The sequence below is a fragment of the Marinobacterium nitratireducens genome, assembly GCF_014645375.1.
Lineage (GTDB): Bacteria > Pseudomonadota > Gammaproteobacteria > Pseudomonadales > Balneatricaceae > Marinobacterium_A > Marinobacterium_A nitratireducens.
The window spans coordinates 16,797-42,235 of record NZ_BMLT01000001.1; the positions used below are offsets into that span (position 1 = coordinate 16,797).

Below are 25,439 nucleotides of genomic sequence, written 5' to 3' on the forward strand. Positions count from 1 at the left end.
GCCGCTTTATCTCCGGCCTTCGCCAGGGCGCTCGCTACTGGCTGCGACGGCCTTTTTCGGTGCGCTCAGGTGGTCGCGGGTGCCGCCGGTACGCCCAGCGTATCGCCCTGCGCCGGGGCCTGGGAGTTGGGCAACAGGTGCCACAGGGGCAGCAGCAGCAGGCCTCCAATAAAGGTACAGACCGCGAAGCCGGTAAAGATGGCCTCGGTTTCGAAATAGCCCGGCAGCAGGCCCCCCAGTACGGCACCGATGGAGCCGCAGCCGTTGACGAAGCCAGTGGCGGTGCCGGCGCCCCTGCGGGTGCCGAAGTCGACCGCCGCCGAGCCGCTGATCATCGAGTCGGGCCCGTAGAGGGTGATGCCGATCAGGAACAGCATGCCAACCACCAGCGGAATGCTGCCGCTGTGCACCGCCGGAATGAAGGCGGCGAGGGTGGCGGTCAGCAGTAGCAGGCTGATGGCGCACACCGGCATACGCTTGGCGCGGAACAGCTTGTCGGAGAGGAAGCCGAGAATGATCGGTCCGAACAGGCCGGCGAACTCGAAGGCGGCCGGGATCGCCGCCGCTTCCAGCTTGGAGACGTTGTTCAGTTCCTGGTAGACGATATAGGGCCCCCAGAGCAGGATCGCGTAGCGGGCGGGCTTTAGCAGAAAGTAGATAAGGCCGAGCAGCAGCACGATACGGTTCGACAGTACGGCCTTGACCTCGGCCCAGCCGTGCGCCTGTTGCGGTTCGTCGAGGTCGAGCACCTCGGCCGGTTCCCGGTGATAGTCGTCAATGGCCGGCAGCCCGACATCTTCCGGCTTGTTGCGCTGGAACAGCAGGATCAGCAGTGCGACCACGCCGACGACCGCGGCGCAGGCGAAAAAGGCCAGGCGCCAGTCGTTGAAGAGGTCATAGGCGACCCAGCCGGCAAAGGGCGTGGCGACCAGTCCGCCAAAGGCGTAGTTCGTGCACCAGAGCCCCATGACGCGGCCGCGTTCGCGGCGCGAGAAGAAGTTGCCGACGTTCTTGCACAGCGACGACCAGCCGGTCGATTGTGCCAGGCCCTGGATAAACATGAAAATGAGGAAGATCATGGCGCCGTGGAACAAGCCCATCACCACCGCGGCGACGACGGAAGCGATCAGGCCCCCCAGCACCACGGCGCGGGTGCCGAAGCGATCCGCAAACATGCCCCACATGAACTGACCGATGGCATAGGCGATCAGGTAGGAGGCATCGATGTTCGCCATCATCTCGCGGGTCAGTTCGAAGGTACTGTCCTCCTCTATACCGATCTTCGCCACCGAGAACGCCTTGCGGGTGAAGTAAAAGGCGGCGTAGGCCAGCCAGGTGACCGCGAAGATCTGCCAGCGCCAGCGCTCGAATCTCGGGTTGCGAACCGAAAACAAACTGCTCATCTGCGTACCTCGTCTTGTTGTTTTTGTGTGATCTGGACGCACCAAACATCCGCCAACTGGCCCTTGACAACAAATCGTTTGTAGAAATGGTTTTTATAGGTCATTTCTATGACACATCCACATAGTATCGAAACTTATGGGGCGTTCGGGCATTGGATGCGCCCTTCTGGGGCGTTATCGTCCCTGTGCCCGCTTCCGATCCGCTTGGATGCACAGATCTGGTGAATGCACAGACAGCGGCAGGAGGCACGTCCTTCGCCCTGTCCACCCGTCCTGTGTGCCGCAGGATTCCCGGGGCGTCCTGTATTGCCGCAGGCGACTATGCAGGTGGCGTGCCAGGACTGTCGCGATGCCTTCGTCGCGACGTCGGATAACGCGGCACGTTATTTGCCTTCATTTCCGTAACGTCGTTCCGGCGATCCCGAAGGTGGTCGCGACCGGGTGCAACGGCGCGATCGCAAAGCGTCGCAGGTGTCAGGGGGCTGTTAACGGCAATTCATCAGCGTGAAAAAGCGTCCAGGGACTGGAATTCAGCCTGGCAGTTTATACAGATACTGATTCAGAATACGGCGATCATAAAGGGTCTTCGTTTTCTGTTTTATTCCGCTCGCTTTAAGATATAGAAATTTTAAGGCGGGCTTTTTGTTGTTTTAAATTATATGCATTCATTGATCCAGTCTATACGTCGTATAAGTACATACGATTTGTCAGATTTTTAGGGTTTTCCTACAAAATAGAAATAGCGGAAAAACACTGCGCAAAATTCATTTTTGTCACTGGCTAAAAAGGACTGAATCATGAAGGTTTCCTTGGCAATCCCTGAAAAGACTGGCAATAAAAAATATGCAGCGGCACTACTGGCGGCGCTCGCCAGCCTCAGTGCCTCGGCGGAACAGGCGGAATTGACCGTTTACACCGCGCTTGAGGCAAACGACCTGAAAAAGTATGCCGATCGTTTCAATGAGGACCACCCGGATATCAAAATAAACTGGGTGCGTGATTCGACAGGTATTATTACGGCCAAACTGCTGGCGGAGAAAGAAAATCCCCGCGCCGATGTAATCTGGGGACTGGCCGGTACCAGTTTGCTGGTTTTGTCGGATCAAGGCATGCTGCAACCCTACGCGCCGGTCGGTGTTGAAAAACTGGCGAAAGGCTTCCGCGATGCCAATGATCCGCCGGCCTGGACCGGCATGGATGCCTGGGTGGCCGCTCTCTGCGTCAACCGCTACGAGATGGAAAAAAACGGGCTGCCGGTACCCAAGTCGTGGAAGGATCTGCTGGATCCGGTCTACAAGGGCCATGTCATCATGCCGAACCCGGCTTCGTCCGGCACCGGATATCTGGATGTGTCGAGCTGGCTGCAGCTATTCGGAGAGGACGAGGGCTGGAAGTACATGGACGGCCTCCACGCCAATATCAGCCGTTACACCCATTCCGGCTCGAAACCCTGCAAGCTGGCCGCCACCGGCGAGACCGCGATCGGCGTTTCCTATGCCTACCGGGCGGCGAAGCTCAAGAACCAGGGGGCACCGCTGGACGTCGTCGTGCCCGAAGAAGGGGTCGGCTGGGAGCTGGAAGCGAGCGCTATCGTCAAGGGCACCCATAATCTGGACGCGGCGAAAAAACTGATGGATTGGTCCGTCAGCCTCAGGGCCAATGAGCTTTACAACGAAGGCTATGCCGTCGTTGCGCTGCCCGGTGTTGCCAAACCGGTGGCGCATTTCCCCCCCGAAGTGACGGAGCGAATGATCGAGAACGACTTCAGCTGGGCGGCGGCCAACCGCGCCCGGATTCTGGAGCAATGGTCGTCCCGCTATGACGCCAAGTCCGAGGCGGAATAATCGCTAACTCCGGACGATACCGGGGTTCTTCACATATCGTCCGGCTTTTGTCCCGATCTTGGCAGGCTGTTGAAAATCTATCTGCGTTGCCGAATGCTTCGTCAAAACCAGGCTCAAAATGCTCTTTTAGTGCACTAAACTGCGCTTTTTCGCCTGTTTTTTCATTGCCTCGGCGGCCTCGAAAACGTTTTTCAGCACCCTGTTAGGGGCCGCGAATCAGTGCCGGCGGGTCGCTTTTTGCAGCCTGACTCGCGCCGGTCACAGGTTCCCTCAACAATCAGCGGAGTTACCATGTCCCAAGCGCACAGTTTGGATCTGTTTTCAGATCAGCTTTCCGAGGGTCCGGCGGTCGACGGCGGCGCTGCGCAAATGCACCGCACGCCATCCCCTCCTTATCTGCAGGTGTTCGACCTGGTGAAAAAATACGGTACTTTTTCGGCGCTTGACGGCGTCTCCCTCGCCATTGCCGCCGGCGAGTTCATCAGTTTTCTCGGGCCATCGGGCTGCGGTAAGACCACATTATTGCGGGCGATCGCGGGTCTGGACTTTCAGACCTCGGGATCGCTGTACCAGGACGGTGCCGATATCTCCTGGCTGCCGCCTGACCAGCGCGATTTCGGCATCGTATTTCAGTCCTATGCGCTGTTTCCCAATCTGACGGTGGCGGAGAATATCGCCTACGGTCTCGAGAATCAGGGCACGAAAAAGCACCAAATCGCCGAGCGAGTCGCGGGGTTGCTGAACAACGTCGGATTACCGGGCGCGGAGAAACGATTTCCGGGCCAGCTGTCGGGCGGACAGCAGCAGCGTGTCGCCCTGGCCCGGGCGCTGGCGCCGTCGCCAAACCTGCTGCTGCTGGACGAGCCGCTGTCTGCGCTCGATGCCCGCGTGCGTGTGCATTTGCGCCGCGAAATCAAGGCGCTGCAACATCGTCTCGGCATCACCACCATTATGGTCACCCACGACCAGGAAGAAGCGATGACGATGGCCGATCGGATTGTGGTGATGAACCAGGGCCGTATCGAGCAGATCGGTACGCCAAGGGAAATCTATGAGAATCCGGTGTCCGTTTTCGTGGCGCAATTTGTGGGCACCATCAATTTGTTGCCCTTCACGCCGTGCGGCCCCGATACCGTCGAAGTGGCGGGGCTGAAGTTCCGCTGTCCGCACAGCGGGCGGCACAAGGGCACAGGCGGCGTGCTGGCGATCCGTCCCGAAGATATCGAGTGCACCGATGTGCATGACCACGACGCGAACTGCATCGATGTCCGCGTGGAGTCCAGCGAGTTTCTTGGTGCAACGATGCGCCTGAAACTGGTTCAGGGCCCGGATCTTGCGCTGATCGCGGATGTGCCGATACGGGCGTTGCGGGGCAGCGATATCCGTCCCGGTCAGGCGATGCGGGTGCGGCTTGATGCGGAGCGCATCCGTCTTTTCGATGAGGCCGGCAACTGCTAGCGCACTGGAGAACTTCCATGGATACACTGTACAAAAGGCCGTTGCGCGCACCGTTCCGTGCCGGTCCGGTGACGAGCGGCGACCAGCTTCTGCTGCGCGGTCTGGCGTTGCTGTCTGCACTGTTGCTGGTGGTGACGATCCTGTTCCCCCTCTACAGCATGCTGGCCAAGAGCTTCCACGACGCTTCGGGGCTGTTCATCGGACTGGAGAACTTCCAGCGGTATTTCAGTGAGGCTTCGCTCTACAGGGCGGTGTCGAACTCCTTTGTCATCGCCGGGATGGCGACACTGATCAGTCTGTTGCTGGCATTTCTGTATGGTTACGGCCTGACGCGCACCTGCATGCCGTTCAAGCCGCTGTTCCGTGTTGTCAGCCTGATTCCGCTGCTGGCGCCGTCTCTGTTGCCGGCGATCAGCCTCGTGTATTTCTTCGGTAATCAGGGCGTCGCCAAAGAGCTATTGATGGGCCACAGCATCTACGGCCCCATCGGTATCGTCCTTGGGCTGGTGATCTGGGTATTCCCGTCGGCGCTGATGATACTGATGACATCGCTGTCGATGACCGACGCCAGGTTGTACGAAGCGGCGTCGGTGCTGAAGGCAGGACCGATCCGAACCTTCTTTACGGTCACGTTGCCGGGGGTCAAGTATGGCCTGATAAGCGCGGCCTTCGTGGTGTTCACCCTGACACTGACCGATTTCGGCGTCGCCAAGGTGATCGGTGGGCAGTACAACGTGCTGGCGACCGATCTGTTCAAGCAGGTCATCGGCCAGCAGAACTTCCAGATGGGGGCGGTGGTCGGTCTGATGCTGCTGCTGCCGGCGATCCTCGCATTCTTCGTCGACCGCTATGCCAGGCGCAAGCAGGTCGCGATAACCGGCGCGCGGGCGGTACCCTACAGCCCGAAACCGCACGCGCTGCGGGACCGGTTTTTCCTGCTTTACTGCAGCCTGATCGGATGCCTGTTGATCGCGATGCTGGGGATGGCGGCCTACGCCTCTTTCGTCACCTTCTGGCCCTACGACCAGACGCTGTCGCTGAAAAACTACCAGTTCGACATGATGGACGGCGGTGGCTGGGCGGCGTTCTACAATTCGCTGCAAATGGCGCTGCTGACCGCGGTATTCGGGACCCTTTTCATCTTCCTGACCGCCTACGTCAGCGAACGCTGCCACGGCTGGCGGCCTGTCCTGAACCTGATCGGCGGCCTGACGCTGCTGCCGATGGCGGTGCCCGGCATGGTGCTCGGCCTGGCCTATATCTTCTTTTTCAACGCCCCGGACAATCCGCTCAATGGCTTCTATGGTGGCATGACGATCATGGTGATCAGCACCATCGTGCACTATTACACCGTGAGTCATCTCACGGCGGTGACGGCGATCAAGCAGATGGATCCCGAGATCGAGGCGGTCGGGGCGTCGCTCAAGGTGCCGCAGTACCGTACCTTTTGCAGGGTCTCGCTGCCGCTTTGCCTGCCGGCCGTGCTGGATATTTCCACTTACCTGTTCAGCACCGCCATGACCACCATTTCGGCCGTGATCTTCCTCTATTCGCCCGATACCTTCCTGGCGTCGATCGCGATGCTGCACATGGAAGGCGCAGGCGACATTGCACCGTCGGCGGCGATGGCGATGGTGATCGTGCTGACATCGACCTCGGTGAGGCTGCTGCACTGGTTGCTGACCCGGCGTCTCAGCGCACGCCTGCAGCGCTGGAAGGGGGCATGAGCTGAGGTTGGCGGACGCTGCCAGCCGTTGAACTGGCAACGGCGGCGGGGATTGGCCATGTTCAGTGCGCGCCGCGACCTGAGTTTCAGGAGGGCAGGGATGCGATATCGATTGGGTGCGCCGACACCCGACATTGGCGAAAGGTCGCCCGGGAACCTTGCGGGAGTGCGCGACTGATGCCCTTGTCCGCACTGGTGCTGGTGCTACTCTCCTGCCTTCTTCACGTCGGCTGGAACCTGTTCGGCAAAAAGGTCAGCCCGACGCCGGCGTTCTTCACCCTGGCCTTTGCCTTCGGTTCACTGTTGCTGCTGCCCTTGGTCGGCCCGTCGCTCCCGCTGGTGGCACAGGCGCCGCCGCGGTTCTGGGCGCTGCTGGTCAGCTCGGCGCTGTGTCAGGCGCTTTACAGCTGGTCGCTCGCAGGAGCCTACGCCAGCGGCGAGATTTCCCTGTGCTATCCGCTTGCGCGCGCGCTGCCGGTGGTGATGGTGGCGCTGGCCGGCGTCTGGCTTTACCCCTCGGCGCCGCTGACCGCGCTGCAGGTCGGATGCATGTTGCTGGTGGTGGTCGGCGCCCTGCTGCTGCCGATGCGCCACCCGGGCGACCTGCGTCTGGCACACTACCGCAATGCGGCCACCGGCTGGGCACTGCTGGCGGCGCTGGCGACGACCGGCTACTCGTTGCTGGATGCCGTGGCGATCAAACTGCTGCGCGCAGCGGTCAGCGAGTACGCGTCGGACATGGCGCTGGCGCTGCTCTACATCTGGCTGCAGGCGCTAGGCACGCTGCTGGCCCTGTTGACGCTGCAACTGGGGCGCCGTCGCCGCGCGCTGCTGGAGGTCGGCAAGCGCCGCTGGCGCGTCGCCGCGCTGTCCGGCGCCATGATGCTGTTGACCTACTGGCTGATTCTCTGGGCCATGCAGTACGCCGACAACGTCAGCTACGTCGTCGCTTTTCGTCAATTCAGCATTCCCCTGGGCGTTTTGTTGGGCATCTGGCTGCTCGGCGAGCCGGGGCCGCGCATGAAATGGATCGCCGTGCTGCTGATGCTTGGCGGACTGGTGGTCCTGGCGCTGTATCGCCAGGGATAGGCCGGGGCAGGGCAGGCTTCGTTCGGCGTGATCGGCCAACAGCCGCGGTGGCTCCCGATAGAGCACCGCCGGGGAGACTGTCACGGCTGTCCGGTTTGGCTCGCGGGCAGGCGATTGAGATTGACAGCGGCTTGTGTAAGGAATTATTAATTACTTAATTATGTGGATTCGGTATTCATCATCCTGACACCGGGGCTCCTCTGCCGCCACCCCTGGCAACAGAAGCAGGCGCCGAGTGCCAGTCTCTCGAGGCCGTAGAATGAAACTAGTGACATTTTTGAACCCGGTGGGCGTCAAGCGCGTCGGGGCACTGTACCGGGATTCCGATTCCGAAAAGGTGGTGGATCTGAATTACGCCTACGCGGCATATGCGCTCGACGTCAACCGCGACCCGCGCCCTCAGGCGATGGCCGATGCGCTGGTGCCGTCCGACATGCGTGAACTCTTTGCCGGCGACGACCGGAGCCTGGACGCGGCCCGTACCGCCGAGACGTACGTCGTCGAGCGCGATGATCCGCAGCTGCGGGGTGTGAACGGCGAAAAGCTGCGGTTCGCGCGTGACGAGGTCAGGCTGCTGGCGCCGATTCAGCCGACCAAGCTCTGGCATACGGCCGGCAACTTCCTCGAGCATATCGACGAGATGGGCGAAGCGGGTTTCGAGTACGAAGTCGAGAAGCCCTGGATCGGTTTCTACCAGAATACCACCGGGTGCATCGGTCCCGACGACGACATCGTTTATCCGACGCGGCTCACCCGCGAGCTCGATTACGAGCTGGAGATCTGTGCGGTGATCAAGGGCGTCAAACACAAGGATATGACGCCCGGCGAAGCGGCGGCGGCGATTGGCGGCTATCTGATTTTCAACGATGTGACCGCGCGGGATATTCAGGCGACCGAGTTCCCCAATCGCAGCTACGGCTACAGCAAGGCGCTGGATACCTTCTGCCCGATCGGCCCCTGGATCGTGACGGCGGACGAGGTCGGTGACGTCGGCAACCTGAACATGAACCTGAAGGTCAACGGCGAGATCCGCCAGCAGTCGTCGACCGGCCGGATGTGCCGTACCATGCCGGAAATCGTGGCCTACTACTCCGGCCAGGGGTTTGTCGGCGGCGACCTGATTAGTTCCGGCACCCCGAGCGGCTGCGCCGTGTTCCACGAGGATCCGCACGCCTGGTATCTGAAGCCGGGCGACCTTGTCGAATGCGAAGTCGAGAAACTCGGTGTCCTGCGAAACCGGGTGGTGGCGGACAGGGATTGATCGGATTGCCATTTTTGTGACCCTCGCGGTGCCGCGGCACCGCCGAGCCGTCCGCGATGCACCGGGGCGCCTGCTCGCTCCCCTGTTTCCCGCCATCGGCACCCACTGCGACTACTACCAACGAACGAGTTTCGAAGCGCCAAAGTAGAATTCTGGCGAGGCCCCTCCTCACCCTATGATGATCTCAGGCTGGCGGGCAGAGTTTGTGCCCGGCGACGCATGAATACAGTTCTTGAATCGAAAAGGGTGCTAGGTCATGACGAACAACAAGATACTCGGACTTGCCGGAGCTGGAATGCTGACACTGATGCTGTCGGCGCAGGCGCTGGCCCATGGTGACGTTACACCTCAGGCGGTCGATACGGCCGGACTCGACCCGCTGGGCGAGGAATGGCTGGATCAGAACCCCTACGGCGAGGATTACGAGCAGCGCGACCTGGCGGTCGAGATTGGCGCCTCGGCCTACAACCAGAACTGCGCCCGCTGCCACGGTCTTGAAGGGGTTTCGGGCGGTATCGCGCCGGACCTGCGCTATCTGGCCCCGGGCTTCGACGGTGACGAGTGGTACAAGTACCGGGTCGTCAACGGCGCCGTGCGCGATGGCCGCGTCTATATGCCCAAGATGGCCGAGCATCTGAGTCAGGAGGCACTCTGGGCCATCCGTGCCTGGCTGGAGACCAAGTATGTGGAGGAATAGGCTTCGCCGTTGCGCACTCTCGGCCGCGGGCCTGCTTGGGGCCTGCCTGCTGGCCCTGCCGGCCCAGGCCCGCTACTACGACGACGTCATCGACAGCGGCTATATCCGCATCGGGCTTTATCGGGACTTTCCGCCATACTCCTGGCTGGAGAACGGCGAACCCCGCGGCATCGACGTCGAGATCGGCAAGCGCATCGCGGCCGGGCTCGGGGTGCTGTTCGAACCGCACTGGATCACCCCGGATGAGAACCTCGAGGACGATCTGCGCAATAACGTCTGGAAGGGACACTATCTCGACAAGGACGACACCCGGCCGCTGGCGCCGAAGCAGCTCGCCGACATCATGATGCGGGTGCCCTACGACCGCGAGTACGCCTACATGCGCGACTCCACCGGTGAGATCGTCAACGAGCAGGTGGTGATGTTCGGCGCCTACCAGCGCGAACGCTGGCAGGTGGCCTACAACGGCGAGCGCCTGGACAGCGTCGCCACCCTGGCCGTGTTTCAGTACCACCCGATCGGCGTCGAGATCGACAGTCTGCCGGATTTCTATCTGACATCGGCGTTCCAGGGCCGGATGCGTGAACACACCCGCCACTACAGCAATGTCCGCGAAGCCTTCGCCGCGATGCGAAAGGGCGAGGTGGATGCGGTGATGGGAATGCGCGCAGAAATCGACTGGCTCGTCGAAAGCGCCGCAGACGGACGCATTCGTCTGGGCGACAACGGCTTCCCGATGATGGGCAAGCAGGAGTGGGATCTTGGCATGGCGGTCAAGCAGACCTATCGCCAGCTCGGTTACGCCGTCGAAGCTGTGGTCGACGATCTGATCCGCAGTGGCCAGATGGAAAAGCTCTACGCGAACTATGGCCTGCGCTACGAGCTGCCGGGGCTGTACCAGGAGGTCGCCGAAGGCTATTGAGGCGGGTGACAGGCGGACGCTGCCCAGGGAGGAAACAATATGGACAGATGCAGACCGGCATTGCTGCTGGCGTTGCTGTTATCTTGCGGCCTGGCACAGGGCGCCGGTGCGCCCGATCCGCTGGGCTCGCCGATGTGGGACTACCTGCGCGAGCGCTTTCTCGGCGACGACCGCTACCGCTTCGATGACCGTGTCCGTGTGGAGCTGCCGCCCTTTGCCGAGGACCCCACCCAGGTGCCGGTCACCATCGACGCGACCGCGCTGAAGGTGCCGGTCGAGCGCATACTTATCTGGGCCGACCTCAATCCTATACAGCATATTGCGACCCTGTATCCGCTCAGCGATCGCGTGGCGCCGGCGCTGTCGCTGCGCATCAAGGTGCAGCAGGCGACGGTGGTCCGTGCTGCGGTGCTGGCGGCGGACGGCACCTGGTATCTGGGCGGGCGCCATATCGACGCCGCCGGCGGCGGTTGTACCGCGCCCAGCCAGGCAGCCGCCGACCCTTACTGGGAAAGCCACCTCGGGGAAATGCAGGGGCGCCTGTTTCCGCCGCACAGCCCCGATGTCTCGCAACGGGCGCGTTTTCGGGTGGTTCACCCGATGGATACCGGCCTGGTCGATGGAATTCCCGAGTTCTACATCGAGCGGGCCCGGCTCGAGGACGAGCACAGCCATGCATTGATGCGCCTGGAGCTGTCGCCGCCGGTCAGCGAAAACCCGATGCTGAGTTTCGATACCCGTGGCGTTCGTGAACTGCGCCTCTGGCTGCGTGACAACAACGGCAACGAGTTTGCGACCGGCGTTGCCGCGGGAGGAGAGTGATATGCGCGCCTGCCTGCTGTTGATCTGGGTGTTGCTGGTATTACCGGCGCACGGCGCCGCTTTCGACTACGGCCTGGAGCCGCGACTCATCGCCCCCGATACCTGGCTGGTGGAGGGGCGGCGCGAGGCGTTCAGCGAGCACAACGGCGGTCATATCGTCAACGTCGTTTTTCTTGCGACCGATGAGGGTGTGCTGCTTTTCGACACAGGCCCCTCGCGTCGATTCGGCGAGCAGTTGCGGGCGGCCATCGGACGTATCACCGACAAGCCCGTGGTGCATGTATTCAACAGCCATGCCCATCCCGACCATTTTCTCGGCAATCAGGCCTTCGATGACGCTGTCATCTGGGCTCTGCCGGCGGTGCGCGAGCTGATGGCGCGCGACGGAGAGGCGCTGGCCGGGAACCTCTACGGGCTGGTGGGCGACTGGATGCGCGGTACCGCGGTACGACTGCCCGACCGCAGCATCGAGCAGGAGCGCTTCGACTTCGGCGGACACCGCCTGCGTCTGATCGCGCTGCAGGGGCATACGGGTGCGGACCTGGCGTTGCTGGATGAAACCACCGGCGTGTTGCTGGCCGGTGACCTGGTGTTCCATCAGCGTGCGCTGACGACGCCGCAGACGCCGGGAATCGGCGTCTGGCTGGACGATCTGGAGCGCCTGGAAAAGATAGGCTACCGCCTGCTGGTGCCCGGGCACGGTCCGCCGGCCCCTGACGCGCGCGCATTGATCCAGACGCGGGATTATCTGAACTGGCTCGACCGGCTGCTGCGTGAATCGGCCGAGGCCGGCCTGACCATGAACGAAGCGATGCGCGCAGCGCTGGATCCGCGCTTCGAGGGCGTGGCGCTCAGGCGCTACGAGTTGCAGCGCAGCGTTTCCCATCTGTACCCGAGCTACGAACAGCGGGCGCTGACGTCGCCGCCCGGGCCAAAGTACCACGAAAAAGCGCACCGGTAGCTGGATGTGGCACCGCGCTGGCACCCGCTAACAGCGTACGACAGTGTTAAAGCGGCGCAGCCCGTCTCCAGTACCTGCGCCAGACGTCAATTACCGGCAAACCGAGAGAGCCCTATGACTCCCGAAAGCCCCAACTGGGTGCCCAGCCTGGCGCCCGGCATTCGACTTTATTTCGACGACCAGTCCCGGCGCTGGGTAGTCAAGGCCCCGCAGCAGGTGGTGTTTCTGGACCCGCTGTCGCTCGACGTGCTGCGCGCCTGCGATGGCCGGCGTTGCCTGACTCAGATCGCACTTTACATGGACAGTCTTGAGCACCGGCCCGGTCGCGCCTGGCTGGAGGTCGTGAGCGAAATCGTACGGCATTTCGAGGGGCGCGGCATGCTGCGCTGCCGGCTGGCGTCGGCCGCGCTGGCATTGCCAATGCGCTGACTCCATCGGGTCGTACTACCAAGGTACCGGTAATCCGCTACCCGGGATCAATTGTTGCCGGGCATGACGATACGAAGAATGTACAGCAGGATTCGGGGAAATCTTCCGGGTCGACACCAAGAATAAATACTGCTCGAAGGAGACAGCGATGAACAGAATTGGCCGCATCCCAGGCTTTGCCGCAACCGCACTGGTTGTTGCCATGGCCGCGTCCGGCGGGTCCCAGGCCGCCGTTACCGACGAGGATATCATCAACGACCAGGCCACGACGACGGATGTCGTCAGCAATGGCATGGGCTTGCGGGGCCAGCGCTACAGCCCGCTGACCAAGGTCAACGCCGAGACCGTGCAGGAGCTGCGCCCGGTCTGGGCGTTCTCCTTCGGCGGCGAGAAGCAGCGTGGTCAGGAGTCCCAGCCGATGGTCAAGGACGGCGTCATGTACGTGACCGCGTCCTATTCCCGCGTCTTTGCCATCGACGTCGCGACCGGCGACGAGCTTTGGGAATACAACGCCCGCCTGCCGGACGGCATCATGCCCTGCTGTGACGTTATCAACCGCGGCGTGGCGCTGTACGACGATCTGGTGTTGTTCGGCACCCTCGATGCCAAGCTGGTGGCGCTGAACAAGGACACCGGCAAGGTGGTCTGGAAGAAGACCGTCGAGGACTACAAGGCCGGCTACTCCATTACCGCGGCGCCGATCGTGGTCAACGGCAAGGTCATCACCGGCGTCTCCGGCGGCGAGTTCGGTGTGGTCGGCAAGGTCGAGGCCTACGACGCCAAAACCGGTGATATCCTCTGGTCGCGTCCCACCGTCGAAGGTCATATGGGCTATGTCTGGAAAGACGGCGAGAAAGCCGAAGCCGGCATCTCCGGCGGGCAGCCGGGCCAGACCTGGCCGGGCGACATGTGGAAAAGCGGCGGTGCCGCGACCTGGCTGGGCGGCACCTACGATCCGGACACCAACCTGCTGTTCTTCGGTACCGGCAACCCGGCGCCCTGGAACTCGCACATGCGCCCGGGCGACAACCTGTTCTCGTCTTCGCGCCTGGCGATCAATCCGGACAACGGCGAGATCGTCTGGCACTTCCAGACCACGCCGCATGACGGCTGGGACTTCGACGGCGTCAACGAGCTGATCTCGTTCGACTACCAGGATGGCGGCAATACCGTCAAGGCCGCGGCAACGGCGGACCGCAACGGCTTCTTCTACGTGCTCAACCGCGAGAACGGCGATTTCATCCGCGGCTTCCCGTTCGTCGACAAGATCACCTGGGCCAAGGGCCTCGATGACAAGGGCCGCCCGATCCTGATCGAAGAGGGCCGCCCCGGCAACCCGGCCGATGTCGCAGAAGGCAGCAAGGGCGAGTCGGTATTCTCCGCGCCGTCCTTCCTCGGCGGCAAGAACTGGATGCCGATGGCCTACAGCCAGGACACCGGTCTGTTCTACGTACCCTCCAACGAGTGGGCGATGGATATCTGGAACGAGTCGGTATCCTACAAGAAGGGGGCCGCCTACCTCGGTGCCGGCTTCACCATCAAGCCGCTGAACGAGGAGTACATCGGCGTGCTGCGCGCCATCGACCCGAAAACCGGCGAGGAAGTCTGGCGTTACCAGAACTACGCACCGCTCTGGGGCGGCGTGCTGACTACCGCCGGCGGCCTGGTATTCATGGGCAACCCCGAAGGCTACCTGATGGCGTTCGACGCCAAGAGTGGCGAGATGAAGTACAAGTTCAATACCGGCTCGGGCATCGTCGGCTCGCCGATCACCTGGGAACAGGATGGCGAACAGTACGTCTCCGTGGTCTCCGGTTGGGGCGGCGCGGTTCCGCTCTGGGGTGGCGAAGTCGCCAAACGCGTCAAGCACCTGAATCAGGGTGGCACCGTCTGGACCTTCAAGCTGCCGCAGTCGGCTGAAGTCGCCAGCCGCTGATCGACCCCATCGACGAAAAAGGCCGCCGCTGATCCGGCGGCCTTTTTGCGTTTGTCGCGCTTTGGCGTGAAGATGGCGGAGTGGCCTGCGGTCTGGGACGGCGTTGCAAGGTTCCTGCCCGTCTATACCGATTCGACACCGTTCTACGGGATCAGGGAGGAACTCATGGCAATAGCGGCCGGAAGGCAGAGTCAGAGTCAGAGGCGTCTGGCGGTCACCGCTATGGCGATCGCCCTTTGTGGCTGCGGCCCCCAACCGGTCAGTGTGGAGGAGGCCTACCGCAGGGCGGTACAGGACGCCGCGATCGCCGAAGCATCGGAGATCGCAACCGATCTGGTCGCCATCCGCCGGGACAATCCGCAGCTGGTCTGGAATGATGCAGGTGACAGAATTCTGGTGGCCACCTGGAAGTCGCGTCAGGCCTATGAGCAGTTCCTGCAGCCGTACGACAGTACCTCCGAAAATCCGGATTACGCCGTCTGGGTGACAACGGTGCCAGAGGTCAGGGCGCACTGTGCCGCCTGGGCGCGGCAGGCCGGAGTCGGCGAGGTGGGGCTGGACCTTCGACTCAAGCAGTACCTTGGCCTTGCGCCCGCCTGGCACTACGATCTTTTCGTCGAGTTCTGGGTGGAACCGCAGCGACTGTTCCGTCCCTGCGTCGATCCGCAAACCGACGACAGCAGCTGCCGGCTGCATTTCGATGGCGAAACACCCGTTGTGGCGAATATTCCCGACTATCGCGACTTCTATCGCGACCTGTATTTCAGAAGCTTTCGTGGCAGCGACGGAGTTCCCTGGACCGGACTCGGGTACACCTACGACTGGGGCAACCCCGACACCGAGGTCGGCGCCAGCGAATTCATTCTGATGCCCGGCGCACCCTACGAGATCAAGTCAGTGACGCCAACCGCGCATTACTGCGGCGGTTGATGCGCAGCTACGCATGACCGGGTACGCATCGCCCGTAGGAGCGCCTCCCCGGCGCGAATCACCGCCGTGAGATTCCCGTTCGCCGCGGGGCGCGGCTCCTACGCAAAGCCTCACGCCGCCGACCGTAGGAGTGGCGCCTCGCCGCGAACTCATCCCACACGATCCCAAAACAATTCGCCGCGGGGCGCGGCTCCTACGCAAAGCCTCACGCCGCCGACCGTAGGAGTGGCGCCTCGCCGCGAACCCATCCCACACGACCCCAAAACAATTCCCCGCGGGGCGCGGCTCCTGCGAAAGTCCGGCGGCCCCTCCGCGAACCGGTCAGTCGCCGTGCCAGGTGAGGTTCAGCGCGCGATCGGCGACCAGCCGTACATCCTCGTCCTGGTGGGTGACCAGCAACAGTGTCTTCTTGCCGGCGCGGGCAACCTCGCGGGTCCAGCGCGCGGCGGTTTCCCGGCTCTCGGGATCGAGTTCGGCGAAGGGCTCGTCGAGCAGCACGATGGGCTCCGGGCGCAGCAGCGTTCGGATCAGCGCGATGCGCTGGCGCTGGCCGCCCGACAGTTCACCGGGCTTGCGTTGTAACAGCGCGTCGACACCGAGCCGGGTGCAGGCATCGAGCAGCGCGCCTTCAGGCACCCCGTCGCCGAACCCGAGCCGCAGGTTGGCGTCGATGGCGAGGTGTTCGAACAGGTTGTGGTCCTGGAACAGCATGCTGACCGGCCGGCGCTCGGCCGGCAGCTTCAGCAGGGAGCGGCCTTGCCAGCGGATATCGCCGTTACGGGCCTGCTCGAATCCGGCGATGGTATCGAGCAGCGTGGTCTTGCCGACACCGCTGCGCCCCTGGATGGCCAGGATTTCGCCGGCGTCGACGTCGAAATGGTAGTGCAGCGGCATGCCGTCGCGCATCACGTCGAGGCGGTCTATCTCAAGCATCCGGTCGCTCCCGTTCGAATATCAACAATACCAGGGCGCAGAGACCCAGCAGCAGCAGTGACGCGACCGAGGCTTCCTCGAGTCGGTAGGTGCCGGCGTAGCCGTAGATGAGCCAGGGCAGGGTGGTCCAGTCGGCGCTGCCGAAGATCGAGAATATCGCTACATCGCCCATTGCCAGCAGCATCACCAGCCCGAGGCTCGCCAGGCAGGCGCCGCGCGCAAAACGCCATTCCACCGCCAGTCGCGCCCGCACGCCGAGTTTGAGACTGCGGCCCAGTCGGTCGTAATGGCGGTCGAACTGCAGCAGGCGCGGGCGCAGTTGCTGCACGGCAAAGGGTATCACCACGGCGGTGTTGAGCAGCAGCACCAGCAATATGCCGTAGCGGTCGAGATCCAGCCGCGGCAGCAACAGGATATAGAGGCCAACCGAGAGGACCAGCGCCGGTGCAACCAGCGTGTGGGTCGACAGCCATTCCAGTGCCAGGGCCCGTTTGGTCTGGTGCTGTATGCGCGCACGGCGGACGGGCAACAGCATCAGGTAGGCGGCGCCGAGGGCGCCGAAGCCCGCACCAAGGCCCAGTATCAGGGTGATCAGTGCCGGGCGCAGTATCGCCGGCCAGTCAAAGCGCTGCAGGTCCGCGTCGAGCAGGCCCGGCAGGAGCGCAAGGATTGGCAGTGTCAGCGACAGCCAGGCGGTCGCGTACACCAGCAGGTGCAGTGTGCGCGCTGGTGCGGCGGGTCTCGGCGCACGCGTTCTGCGGGCGCTGTCGACGCCCAGCCAGTGCGCGGAACCGAGTCGCGCCAGCAGCAGGAACAGCGAACCTGCAATCAGCAGCTGTATCCACGCCAGGGTCAGCGCTTCAGGGATATTGAAGTCGTACTTGAGTGCCTGATAGATCGCCACTTCGATGGTGGTCGCGCGGGGGCCGCCGCCGAGCGCCAGCACCACCGCGAAGCTGTTGAAGCAGAGCACGAAGATGAAGCCGAACAGCGGCAGCAGGCTGATCTGCAATGCCGGCCACTCGATCAGTCGCAGCCGCTGCCAGGGGCCGAGTTTGAGCTGGGCGGCAAGACGCCAGCTGGAGTCCGGGATATGCTGCAGCGCCAGCAGCAGGGCGCGCACCGCGAACGGCAGGTTGAGGTAGACGTGGGCGATCAGGATGCCGCCCAGGCCGTACAGGTTCCAGTTCTCGCCGAGCAACGGTGTGAGCAGGCCGTTGCGACCGAGCAGCGCTACCAGGCCTGTGATCAGGACCAGCGTTGGCATACAGAAGCCCAGCAGACAAAGCCGCAGAAAGCTGCGCTGCAGCGCCAGGCCGGGATGGTAATACAGGGCTCGTGCGACAGGCCAGGCCAGCAGCAGGGACAGCAGGGCACTGAGACCGGCCTGCTTGAACGAAAACTGCAGCAGCGAATGAAAGTAGGGGTCAGCGAGCAGCCTGGTATCGAGACCGCCGCGTCCGAAACCGATAAGGCCGTAGAACGACAGGGCGGTCAGCAGCAGGCACAGTGCAAGAACCGTGGCGCCGGCCAGCCCTGCCCTTGCCCCACAAATCCCCCTCAGCGAACCGCCAAGGGAGGCAGCCGCACGACGCATTTTTAAAGGCATAGTGGGCCTATGTCGAGAAAATGCAACTAGCGGCTGGCGGCGCTACGCCATTCACGCAGCCAGTCGCGCCGGCTCTGCTCGACCTGCTGTGGCGTGAAGCCGATGCGTTCGGGGCGGATCAGACTGTCGAAGGCGTCGGGGAGCTCGACGTCGTCGACCACCGGCAGCATCCAGTTGGTCACGGGGATGATGGCCTGCGCCTCGGCCGAGATCAGAAACTGCAGGAAGCGGCGCGCCAGTTCCGGATCCTGCGCGTTGCGGGTGATGGCGCCGACCTCGATCTGGGCGACATGGCCTTCGCTGAATGCTGCGGCCCGGTACTGGTTCTTGCCTTCGGCCACCTGGTGGTAAGCCGGGGAGGTGCTGTAGCTGAGTACGTAGTCGGCATCCCCCTCCAGGAAGAGGCTGTAGGCTTCCCACCAGCCCTTGGTCACGGTCACCGTGTGGCTGGCCAGGCGGGTCCAGGCCGCGGCGGCGTCATCACCGTACACCGACTTGACCCAGAGCATGAGCCCCTGGCCCGGAGTGCTGGTACGGGGGTCCTGGTAGATCACCGAGGCGTCGGATTCGATCAGAGCCCGCAGCGAATCGACGGGTTGCCCGACCCGGGTGCTGTCGTAGATGAAGGCGAAATAGCCGTAGTCGAACGGGACGAAGTCACTGTCGTGCCAGTTCAGCTCGGCCTTGAGGCCCGACAGGTCCAGCGCGTGGGGCGCGATCAATGACGTGGCGCGGGTTTCTTCGATCAGAGCGTCGTCGATGCCGAGAATGACGTCGGCCTTGTTGCCTTCGCGTTCGATCCTGAGGCGGTTGAGGATGCTGACGCCGTCTTCCACCGCGATGAACTCCAGGTCACAGTCGCACTGAGCCTCGAAGGCGCTTTCGATTTGCGGCCCCGGACCCCATTCGGATACGAAAGAGTCATAGGTATAGACCCGAAGATCGGCGCTTTCGGCCGCTGCAGAAAGTGCCAGGGTGCCGAGCGCGAGACCAGTGCAGAATGACAACGGTGTTTTCATGCGGATCCTTCGGATTGGGGCAGACGAGCCGACGCCCGGGCGTTACACTGCAACGCCCTGATGGTGTTGGAAAAACAGGGGCGAAATTTTAACGCAGTTGAAGGGTAACCGCCATGCAGGATGAGGTTTTCACCGCCGTTCAGCGTCATATCGGCGCCATTTGCACCTGGCGTCCGCTGGGCCAGGGCTGCAGCAATGGCCTGTACCGCAGCCAAAACGATGGCGGTGCCCGGGTATTGCGGATCAACGCCGGGGCTGAAGCCGTGCCGGGTGTGGACCGCATCAGGGAAGCCCGGCTGCTCGAGCGGCTGCAGGGCTTCGACTGGGCGCCGCGTATCCAGGGATGCGACCCTGCAGCGGGCTGGCTGCTGATGGACTGGCATGGCGACTCACCTGCGGCACCGCTGGCCGGCGACCAGCGCCAGCAACTGCTGCAGGCGGTGCGGGACTGGCAGGTGCTCGAAGACGCCGGAGCGGCGGTCGATTATCCGGCTCTCTACGATCACTATCGCCTCGAACTGCGCGGCCTGCCGCTGGGCAAGGCGTTGCTGCAGCTGATCGAGGCACTGGAGACGAACTGGGAAAGCCTGCCGGACGTGGGGCATCGGTTGACTCACCACGATCTGCACCCGGGCAACCTGTGCTGGATGGACGGACGCCTGGTCGTGGTCGACTGGGAGTATGCCGCGATCGGCAACCCCTGGTTCGATGCCGCGGCGCTGGCCAAGCACTTCGAGGCCTCGCTCGTCGAACTGTCATCGCTGCCGGCTTTCGCGGACCTGGATGCGGACACCCTGGCCGAGGGGCTCGGTCGCGCCTGCTGGATGTTCGATGCCCTCGGCTGCCTCTGGTACTGGGCGCGGGGCCTCTCCGGCAGCGGTTACGATATGGCGTGGCTGATGCGCGAAACCCTGCGCCTGCTGAAAACCTCGGAGCCCGCGGGCTGAACCGGCTTGCGCTGCGCGATGCGGAGCGGGACACTCGTGCACTTCAGGCTTCAGGCTTCAGGCTTCACGAAAGCACTACAATCACTGCAGATTGCGGCAACGTTAAAAGGTGGCAATGAACGTACTGCTGATTCACGGTATGGGGCGCACTCCGGTTTCAATGCTCTGGCTGCGCCACCGGCTGCAGGCCGACGGTCACCGGGTACTGCTGTTCGGCTATTCACCGACACTGGAAACCCTCGAAGGCGTCAGCGGGCGATTATTGCGGCGGATCGGGCAACTGGAGGCCGGCGCGCCCTATGCCCTGGTGGGGCACTCGCTGGGGACTGTGATTATCCGTAACGCGCTGCAACGGCTCGGCGACCGGCCGCCGGCTCTCTGCTTCTTTCTGGCCCCGCCGCTGACCGCCAGCAAGGCCGCGCGACGCTGCTCGCGCTGGTGGCTTTACCGCACCCTGACCGGGGAAATGGGGCAGCTGCTCGCCGACGAGGCCTTCATGGCGCAACTGCCGATGCCGGATCCGGTGCGCATCTACGCCGGTACCGCGGGGCCGCAGCACGACTGGCTGCCGCTCGGGCGCGAACCCAATGACGGTGTCGTCACTCTGGACGAAGCCCGCGGAGACGTTCCCGAGGCGGTGCTCGAAGTGGACGCCGTGCACACCTTTATCATGAACGACGCCGCGGTGATCGCGGATATCCGCGCGCAGCTGCGCGCCTGCCAGCCCGGCTGATGCGCAGCTACCGCGCAGCGGATCAGAGCATCCAGTCGATCGGCAGCAGCGACATGATCGAAACCCCGGTCCGCTTCAGGAAGCCGGTATTGGGTTCGCTGTCGTAGCGGACCTGCTCGTCGCCACGGCGGTCGATCCAGTAAAGGTCGCCATTTTCGTCGAGCATAACCTCGTAGGCGCTCTCGGGAATACGGTTTTCGAACAGCCTGTCAATTCGCTGTGCCAGGTCCGGGCTTTCGATCAGAAAGCCAAGCTCGGTATTGAGTTTGGCGGAGCGCGGGTCGAAGTTGAAGGAGCCGACGAAGACGCGATTGCCGTCTATCGAAAAGGTCTTGGCGTGGAGGCTCGAATCGGAACTCGAGAAGGGCAGCGCGCGTCTGGAGGCGCTGCCTTCGCGGCCGTCGCCCGGCAGGCGCTGCAGCTCGAAGAGGCGGATGCCGGCCTCGAGCAGCGCCTCTCGATGCTTGGCGTAGCCGGCGTGAACTGCGGTGACGTCGGTCGCCTCCAGAGCATTGGTCAGGATCTCGATATCGACGCCGCGTTCTGCAAGACGCCGGAACATGGCGGTGCCGGTATCGGTCGGCACGAAGTAGGGCGATACCAGCCGGATGCTGGATTCCGGCTTGCCCAGCGCCCTGACCAGGCGGTTCATCAGCAGGTCCTGCCGATGGGCGAACCCCTGGCCCTTGGACGGATCGTCGCTGACCATCCGGGTCGGCGCCCAGACGAGTTCCAGCTGGTGGTCACGCAGCTGCTGCATCAGCGGCGAGCGATCGAGCGCGAGCTGGTACTGTTGCGCATCGGGCGTGGCTCTGAGCTTTTCGATACTGGCCTGCAGTCTTTCGCCGTCGCCATCCTCTGGTTCCGGTAACAGGCGCTCCACCGGATAGGAGGACTGGCCGTCCCAGTAGCGGTCGAAATCGCGGGACAGGTCCCGCACCACCGGACCGATTGCCAGCACATCGAGGTCGGCGAACTGAACATCGTCGGTGGCGGCGAAGTACTCGTCGCCGATATTGCGACCGCCAATGATGGTGGCGCTGTTGTCGGCGGTAAACGACTTGTTGTGCATGCGCCGGTTGGCATGGGCGAAGTCGGTGGCGAAGCCGAGCAGGCGAAAGCGCCGGGTGGTAAAGGGGTTGAACAGCCGGACCTCGATATTGGGATGCCCGTTGAGCGTGGCCAGAGTGTGGTCCAGACCGACGGTGTTGGTGTCGTCCAGCAGCAGTCGCACCCTCACGCCCCGTTCGGCGGCGGCATACAGCTCGCCGGCCAGCAGGCTGCCGGTAATGTCGTTGTGCCAGATGTAGTACTGGACGTCGAGCGTTCGCTCGGCGCGCCGCGCCAGTTCGATGCGTGCGGCGAAGGCATCGCGGGGATCGTGCAGGGGGTGGATGCCGCTGAGCCCGGGATTGGCCTCCGTCAGCGGGACCGTCGCCCGGCCCAGGCTGGTCGTGGCAGCGCTGGTCTCGGACAGCGCGATGCTCATTGTCCGGCCTTCCTGCGAAGGCAGCGAGCTGCAGCCTCCGATCAGAGTAACCAGCACGAGCACAAGTACGGAGATGGGCAGGCGGGTGACTGAATGCACGGTCATGGGCAGCTCTTTAATAGGCTTGAAGTCAGGTAAACAGAATAGATGATTTCACGGCTTTAAGCCCGGGGCTCGGCCGCCTGCGGCCCGTTGTCCCGCAAGCGCCTACTATTGAGGGGGACGAATCGGCAGGTCCGGCCGTTGGCAGGGCAGGGAGGAAAGGTGAAATCGATCGTTGCAGGGATTTTGTTGCTGTTGCTGGCTGGCTGCGCGCCGCATCAGCAGTATCGGCCGGACTACGCACCCTGCCAGCTGGCCGATGCCGGCGACCGGGCGCGCTGCGCCGGCCATTCGCGTCAGCGGGTGTCCGTACCGGGGGGCGACGGCTATAGCCTCAGCTTCATCGAATTCGACGACCAGGGCAGTCTCTGGGATCGCACGCAGATGTCGGCGGCGCTGGATACGCTGGCCGAGGACGCCACCCGGGGCGAACTGCTGCTGGTGGTTTTCGTTCATGGCTGGAAGCACAGTGCCGCGCCCGGGGATCCGAATATCGAAACCTTTCGCCAGGTGCTGCAGCGGATCAGCGCCAACGAGACCTACATGGCCGGCCTTACCGGGCAGCCGTTGCGCAAGGTGGCCGGGGTTTACCTGGGCTGGCGCGGGGGTTCGGTACCGCTTCCCTGGCTCGAGAATCTGACCTTCTGGAATCGCAAGAAAACCGCCGAGAAGGTCGGTCACGGTGACGTGACCGAGGTGCTGTCGCGACTGGAAAAGCTGAAACGGGACCGGGGCAGCATCGACGGCGACTACGGGGCGGTCAGGCTGGTGGTAGTGGGACACAGTTTCGGCGGGCTGGTGGTGCAGACCGCGCTATCGCAGATCCTGGCGAACCGCTTCGTCGTGACCACCGGGCCCGACGGCGTGCAGGGGGACGTCGAGAATTTCGGTGACCTGGTGGTGCAGATCAACCCGGCCTTCGAAGCGCAGCTCTACGCTTCGCTGCGCGACATGTCGAGTGAAAGGGGGACCTATTTCGAGTCCCAGCTGCCGGTCCTCGCGATTCTCACATCGGAGGCGGACAATGCCACACGCTATGCCTTCCCGGCCGGGCGGCGGGTATCGACGCTGTTCGAAAAGACGCGGCAGGTCGAGCGCTGGAACGGCGCGACGCAGGACTACGATTCGATCGACGAGGGGGACGCGAACGTGACGGCGGTGGGCCACTTCCGGCCCTATCGCACTCACCGGCTCTATCCGGCGCAAAAGGGAGGCGACGTGTCGGCGATGAGTCCCGGCGAAAGCCTCGACGCCGCCATGGTGGCCGCGCGGGGCTGGCACAACGATGCGCCGGGGCGTCGCATCCCGTTCGGCAGCCTGATGCTGGAGCGGGAAGCCGGCACCGCAGCGCGCAATCCGTATCTGGTGGTGTACGTCGACCGGGCGATCATCCCCGGGCACAACGAGATCGACGACCCGAGGGTTCTCGAGTTCGTAACGCAGCTGATCATGATCTCGACCGTGCCCGATGAGCGCAAGGCGGACCTTTATCGGGCGCTGCGCGCGAACTGAGCGCCGCCGGTCCGCCGGGTGAGCCTTACAGAAGCTTTTCGATCGCGGCTTCGAGACTCGCCGGTGTGGCGGTCGGGCCGAAACGCGTGATTTTCTGACCGTCGCGGCTGACCAGGAACTTGGTGAAGTTCCATTTGATCGACGTGCTGCCAAGCAGACCCGGCGCGGCCTTTTTCAGGCTGTCGTAAAGCGGAGCGGCGTTGGTGCCGTTGACGTCGACTTTGCTGAACATCGGAAAAGAGACGTCGTAATTGAGCGAGCAGAACTCCTTGATCTGCGCCTCGTCGCCCGGCTCCTGGCTACCGAACTGGTTGCACGGGAAGCCGAGAATCTCGAGTCCGCGGTCGTGATACTTTTCATACAAGGCCTGCAGTCCCTTGTACTGCGGGGTGAAGCCGCACTTGCTGGCGACGTTGACGATGAGCAGGACCTTGCCCTGGTACTGTTCGAGACCGACTTTGTCGCCGTCGATTCCGGTGACCTCGAAGTCGTAGAGTTGGGTCATTTTGAGATTTTCCTTTTTAGCAGCGAATTTCGGTCTGATTAAGACCTGTTAGCTGAACATGGTAGCTCATTTCGCACCTGCAGCAAAATCTTGTGTGCAGCTTTTATTGGCGGTTCCGGAAAACGACGGTACCGTGCAAAGCGGCGCTGCTTGCCCGCCGCCGGCGTGGGTGTTACAAGTTGCCTGACTATTTAAAAACTCAATAAGGCCAGGAGTGGCAGTTGAAACGTGAATAGAAGGCTGTTCGATCTCGATCTGCTGCGGACCTTCGTCATGGTCGCGGACTGTGGCAGCTTCACCACCGCCTCGGTCAGGCTGAATTCAACCCAGTCCACGGTGAGTCAGAAAGTGCGCCGGCTGGAAGAGCTGGCAGGACACCGGCTGCTGCATCGCGGCCACCGCGACATCCAGCCGACCGATGCCGGAACCACGCTGCTGGGTTATGCCCGCCGGCTGCTGTCGATCAACGACGAGGCGTTCGAAGTGCTGTCCGGGGCGGCGTCGCTGACCATACGGCTTGGCGTCCCGGACGATTTCGCCGCCGGCAGGACCACCCATGTGATCGCGGCCTTCAACCGTCGCCATCCCCAGGTCAAGCTCGAGGTGACCAGCGGGCTCAGTCAGGACCTGTGCGACGGCTACGATCAGCGGGAACTCGACCTGGTGTTGCTGAAGCAGCGCCGCAACAGCCGCGAGGCCGTCGCGAGCTGGCCCGAAACGCTCTGGTGGATCGACAGCGCCTGCAATCCGGTGTTCGATCAGGATCCCGTGCCGCTGGTGACCTTCCCGCCACGTGGCCTCTATCGCGACGATATCATCGGCGCCATCGAACGGCTTGGCCGGCGCTGGCGCATCAGTTTCACAAGTTCCAGTCTCGGCGGTATCCAGTCTGCGGTCGCCGACGGCATGGGCATCAGCCTGCTGCCGGCGCGAGCGGTGACCGAGGAACACCGCATGCTGACCAACGACAGCGGGCTGGCGTCGGTCGATACCATGGAAATCGCCGTCATCCACCGTCCGACGGCCGACCCCATGGTCCGGGAACTGGGCCAGGATCTGGCGCGAATGCTGGAGCAGGAGCGCCGCTGAACAAAAAAAGCCCGCAGTCGATC

Annotated in this window: 22 protein-coding genes; 16 read left to right on the forward strand and 6 right to left on the reverse strand. The window is 63.1% G+C overall.

Features of this window, described 5'->3' with window-relative positions; all coding sequences use genetic code 11:
• Positions 1–65: 65 nt before the first annotated feature.
• Positions 66–1,403: an MFS transporter gene (locus IEX85_RS00085; protein ID WP_188857196.1), complete on the reverse strand. Its 1,338-nt coding sequence runs from the start codon at positions 1,401–1,403 to the stop codon at positions 66–68.
• Positions 1,404–2,200: 797 nt separating this feature from the next.
• Here IEX85_RS00085 and IEX85_RS00090 point away from each other — a divergent pair.
• The 12 genes from IEX85_RS00090 to IEX85_RS00145 all read left to right on the forward strand — a co-directional run bounded on the left by IEX85_RS00090 (position 2,201) and on the right by IEX85_RS00145 (position 15,478).
• Positions 2,201–3,247, forward strand: coding sequence for a putative 2-aminoethylphosphonate ABC transporter substrate-binding protein (locus IEX85_RS00090; protein ID WP_188857197.1), 1,047 nt, complete (start codon positions 2,201–2,203; stop codon positions 3,245–3,247).
• A 291-nt stretch (positions 3,248–3,538) separates the two neighbouring features.
• Complete coding sequence (locus IEX85_RS00095) at positions 3,539–4,705, forward strand: putative 2-aminoethylphosphonate ABC transporter ATP-binding protein (RefSeq protein ID WP_229721718.1); 1,167 nt, start codon at positions 3,539–3,541, stop codon at positions 4,703–4,705.
• Positions 4,706–4,722: 17 nt separating this feature from the next.
• The gene (locus tag IEX85_RS00100; RefSeq protein WP_188857199.1) at positions 4,723–6,432 is read left to right on the forward strand and encodes a putative 2-aminoethylphosphonate ABC transporter permease subunit; all 1,710 of its coding nucleotides are present in this window, start codon (positions 4,723–4,725) and stop codon (positions 6,430–6,432) included.
• Positions 6,433–6,608: 176 nt separating this feature from the next.
• Positions 6,609–7,520 (forward strand): EamA family transporter, encoded by a 912-nt coding sequence (locus IEX85_RS00105; protein WP_188857200.1) that lies wholly within the window; start codon positions 6,609–6,611, stop codon positions 7,518–7,520.
• 259 nt (positions 7,521–7,779) lie between these two features.
• On the forward strand, positions 7,780–8,781 hold the full coding sequence (locus IEX85_RS00110) for a fumarylacetoacetate hydrolase family protein (protein WP_229721719.1): 1,002 nt from the start codon (positions 7,780–7,782) through the stop codon (positions 8,779–8,781).
• A 256-nt stretch (positions 8,782–9,037) separates the two neighbouring features.
• Positions 9,038–9,478 (forward strand): cytochrome c-550 PedF, encoded by a 441-nt coding sequence (pedF, locus tag IEX85_RS00115; RefSeq protein WP_188857201.1) that lies wholly within the window; start codon positions 9,038–9,040, stop codon positions 9,476–9,478.
• Entirely contained in the window at positions 9,465–10,400 is a 936-nt protein-coding gene (locus tag IEX85_RS00120; RefSeq protein ID WP_188857202.1) for a substrate-binding periplasmic protein, read from the forward strand. The genes pedF and IEX85_RS00120 overlap by 14 nt, the downstream gene beginning before the upstream one ends.
• Positions 10,401–10,439: 39 nt before the next feature.
• Positions 10,440–11,222, forward strand: coding sequence for a quinoprotein dehydrogenase-associated SoxYZ-like carrier (locus IEX85_RS00125; protein ID WP_188857203.1), 783 nt, complete (start codon positions 10,440–10,442; stop codon positions 11,220–11,222).
• Position 11,223: 1 nt separating this feature from the next.
• On the forward strand, positions 11,224–12,183 hold the full coding sequence (locus tag IEX85_RS00130; RefSeq protein ID WP_188857204.1) for a quinoprotein relay system zinc metallohydrolase 1: 960 nt from the start codon (positions 11,224–11,226) through the stop codon (positions 12,181–12,183).
• 114 nt (positions 12,184–12,297) lie between these two features.
• A complete protein-coding gene (locus tag IEX85_RS00135) occupies positions 12,298–12,612 on the forward strand; it encodes a hypothetical protein (protein WP_188857205.1) in 315 nt (104 codons plus the stop codon).
• Positions 12,613–12,760: 148 nt separating this feature from the next.
• Positions 12,761–14,548 carry a PQQ-dependent methanol/ethanol family dehydrogenase gene (locus tag IEX85_RS00140; RefSeq protein WP_188857206.1) on the forward strand — a complete coding sequence of 596 codons (1,788 nt, stop codon included), beginning with the start codon at positions 12,761–12,763 and terminating at the stop codon, positions 14,546–14,548.
• A gap of 72 nt (positions 14,549–14,620) precedes the next feature.
• Positions 14,621–15,478, forward strand: coding sequence for a hypothetical protein (locus IEX85_RS00145; protein WP_188857207.1), 858 nt, complete (start codon positions 14,621–14,623; stop codon positions 15,476–15,478).
• A 321-nt stretch (positions 15,479–15,799) separates the two neighbouring features.
• Here IEX85_RS00145 and IEX85_RS00150 read toward each other — a convergent pair whose 3' ends face one another.
• The 3 genes from IEX85_RS00150 to thiB are packed head-to-tail and all read right to left on the reverse strand — an operon-like array spanning position 15,800 to position 19,039.
• Positions 15,800–16,411 (reverse strand): ATP-binding cassette domain-containing protein, encoded by a 612-nt coding sequence (locus IEX85_RS00150; protein ID WP_188857208.1) that lies wholly within the window; start codon positions 16,409–16,411, stop codon positions 15,800–15,802.
• A complete protein-coding gene (locus IEX85_RS00155) occupies positions 16,404–18,008 on the reverse strand; it encodes an ABC transporter permease subunit (RefSeq protein WP_188858145.1) in 1,605 nt (534 codons plus the stop codon). Before IEX85_RS00155 ends, IEX85_RS00150 begins: the two co-directional genes overlap by 8 nt.
• A gap of 38 nt (positions 18,009–18,046) precedes the next feature.
• Positions 18,047–19,039, reverse strand: a complete 993-nt coding sequence (thiB, locus tag IEX85_RS00160; protein WP_188857209.1) for a thiamine ABC transporter substrate binding subunit — start codon at positions 19,037–19,039, stop codon at positions 18,047–18,049.
• Positions 19,040–19,152: 113 nt separating this feature from the next.
• On the opposite strand from thiB, the gene IEX85_RS00165 reads away from it, so the two are divergent.
• Complete coding sequence (locus IEX85_RS00165; RefSeq protein ID WP_188857210.1) at positions 19,153–19,986, forward strand: phosphotransferase; 834 nt, start codon at positions 19,153–19,155, stop codon at positions 19,984–19,986.
• Positions 19,987–20,101: 115 nt separating this feature from the next.
• A complete protein-coding gene (locus IEX85_RS00170; RefSeq protein WP_188857211.1) occupies positions 20,102–20,719 on the forward strand; it encodes an esterase/lipase family protein in 618 nt (205 codons plus the stop codon).
• A 22-nt stretch (positions 20,720–20,741) separates the two neighbouring features.
• Here the strand turns inward: IEX85_RS00170 and IEX85_RS00175 are convergent, their stop codons facing one another.
• Positions 20,742–22,208 carry a phospholipase D family protein gene (locus IEX85_RS00175; protein ID WP_188857212.1) on the reverse strand — a complete coding sequence of 489 codons (1,467 nt, stop codon included), beginning with the start codon at positions 22,206–22,208 and terminating at the stop codon, positions 20,742–20,744.
• A gap of 264 nt (positions 22,209–22,472) precedes the next feature.
• Between IEX85_RS00175 and IEX85_RS00180 the strand changes: the two genes are divergently transcribed.
• On the forward strand, positions 22,473–23,822 hold the full coding sequence (locus IEX85_RS00180; RefSeq protein ID WP_188857213.1) for an alpha/beta hydrolase family protein: 1,350 nt from the start codon (positions 22,473–22,475) through the stop codon (positions 23,820–23,822).
• 25 nt (positions 23,823–23,847) lie between these two features.
• On the opposite strand, the gene IEX85_RS00185 is transcribed toward IEX85_RS00180, so the two are convergent.
• Positions 23,848–24,327 (reverse strand): glutathione peroxidase, encoded by a 480-nt coding sequence (locus IEX85_RS00185; protein WP_188857215.1) that lies wholly within the window; start codon positions 24,325–24,327, stop codon positions 23,848–23,850.
• A 228-nt stretch (positions 24,328–24,555) separates the two neighbouring features.
• Between IEX85_RS00185 and IEX85_RS00190 the strand changes: the two genes are divergently transcribed.
• Complete coding sequence (locus IEX85_RS00190) at positions 24,556–25,416, forward strand: LysR substrate-binding domain-containing protein (protein WP_188857216.1); 861 nt, start codon at positions 24,556–24,558, stop codon at positions 25,414–25,416.
• Positions 25,417–25,439: the final 23 nt, after the last annotated feature.

What these genes read in the sequence shown, in the direction of transcription:
- IEX85_RS00090 (WP_188857197.1), top strand. Translation starts at nt 2,201, where the DNA reads ATGAAGGTTTCCTTGGCAATCCCTGAAAAGACTGGCAATAAAAAATAT.
- IEX85_RS00130 (WP_188857204.1), top strand. Translation starts at nt 11,224, where the DNA reads ATGCGCGCCTGCCTGCTGTTGATCTGGGTGTTGCTGGTATTACCGGCG.
- IEX85_RS00110 (WP_229721719.1), top strand. Translation starts at nt 7,780, where the DNA reads ATGAAACTAGTGACATTTTTGAACCCGGTGGGCGTCAAGCGCGTCGGG.
- thiB (WP_188857209.1), bottom strand. Translation starts at nt 19,039, where the DNA reads ATGAAAACACCGTTGTCATTCTGCACTGGTCTCGCGCTCGGCACCCTG.
- IEX85_RS00120 (WP_188857202.1), top strand. Translation starts at nt 9,465, where the DNA reads ATGTGGAGGAATAGGCTTCGCCGTTGCGCACTCTCGGCCGCGGGCCTG.
- IEX85_RS00135 (WP_188857205.1), top strand. Translation starts at nt 12,298, where the DNA reads ATGACTCCCGAAAGCCCCAACTGGGTGCCCAGCCTGGCGCCCGGCATT.
- IEX85_RS00095 (WP_229721718.1), top strand. Translation starts at nt 3,539, where the DNA reads ATGTCCCAAGCGCACAGTTTGGATCTGTTTTCAGATCAGCTTTCCGAG.
- IEX85_RS00145 (WP_188857207.1), top strand. Translation starts at nt 14,621, where the DNA reads ATGGCGGAGTGGCCTGCGGTCTGGGACGGCGTTGCAAGGTTCCTGCCC.
- IEX85_RS00165 (WP_188857210.1), top strand. Translation starts at nt 19,153, where the DNA reads ATGCAGGATGAGGTTTTCACCGCCGTTCAGCGTCATATCGGCGCCATT.
- IEX85_RS00175 (WP_188857212.1), bottom strand. Translation starts at nt 22,208, where the DNA reads ATGAGCATCGCGCTGTCCGAGACCAGCGCTGCCACGACCAGCCTGGGC.
- IEX85_RS00140 (WP_188857206.1), top strand. Translation starts at nt 12,761, where the DNA reads ATGAACAGAATTGGCCGCATCCCAGGCTTTGCCGCAACCGCACTGGTT.
- IEX85_RS00085 (WP_188857196.1), bottom strand. Translation starts at nt 1,403, where the DNA reads ATGAGCAGTTTGTTTTCGGTTCGCAACCCGAGATTCGAGCGCTGGCGC.
- IEX85_RS00100 (WP_188857199.1), top strand. Translation starts at nt 4,723, where the DNA reads ATGGATACACTGTACAAAAGGCCGTTGCGCGCACCGTTCCGTGCCGGT.
- IEX85_RS00170 (WP_188857211.1), top strand. Translation starts at nt 20,102, where the DNA reads ATGAACGTACTGCTGATTCACGGTATGGGGCGCACTCCGGTTTCAATG.
- IEX85_RS00155 (WP_188858145.1), bottom strand. Translation starts at nt 18,008, where the DNA reads ATGCGTCGTGCGGCTGCCTCCCTTGGCGGTTCGCTGAGGGGGATTTGT.
- IEX85_RS00105 (WP_188857200.1), top strand. Translation starts at nt 6,609, where the DNA reads ATGCCCTTGTCCGCACTGGTGCTGGTGCTACTCTCCTGCCTTCTTCAC.
- pedF (WP_188857201.1), top strand. Translation starts at nt 9,038, where the DNA reads ATGACGAACAACAAGATACTCGGACTTGCCGGAGCTGGAATGCTGACA.
- IEX85_RS00125 (WP_188857203.1), top strand. Translation starts at nt 10,440, where the DNA reads ATGGACAGATGCAGACCGGCATTGCTGCTGGCGTTGCTGTTATCTTGC.
- IEX85_RS00150 (WP_188857208.1), bottom strand. Translation starts at nt 16,411, where the DNA reads ATGCTTGAGATAGACCGCCTCGACGTGATGCGCGACGGCATGCCGCTG.
- IEX85_RS00185 (WP_188857215.1), bottom strand. Translation starts at nt 24,327, where the DNA reads ATGACCCAACTCTACGACTTCGAGGTCACCGGAATCGACGGCGACAAA.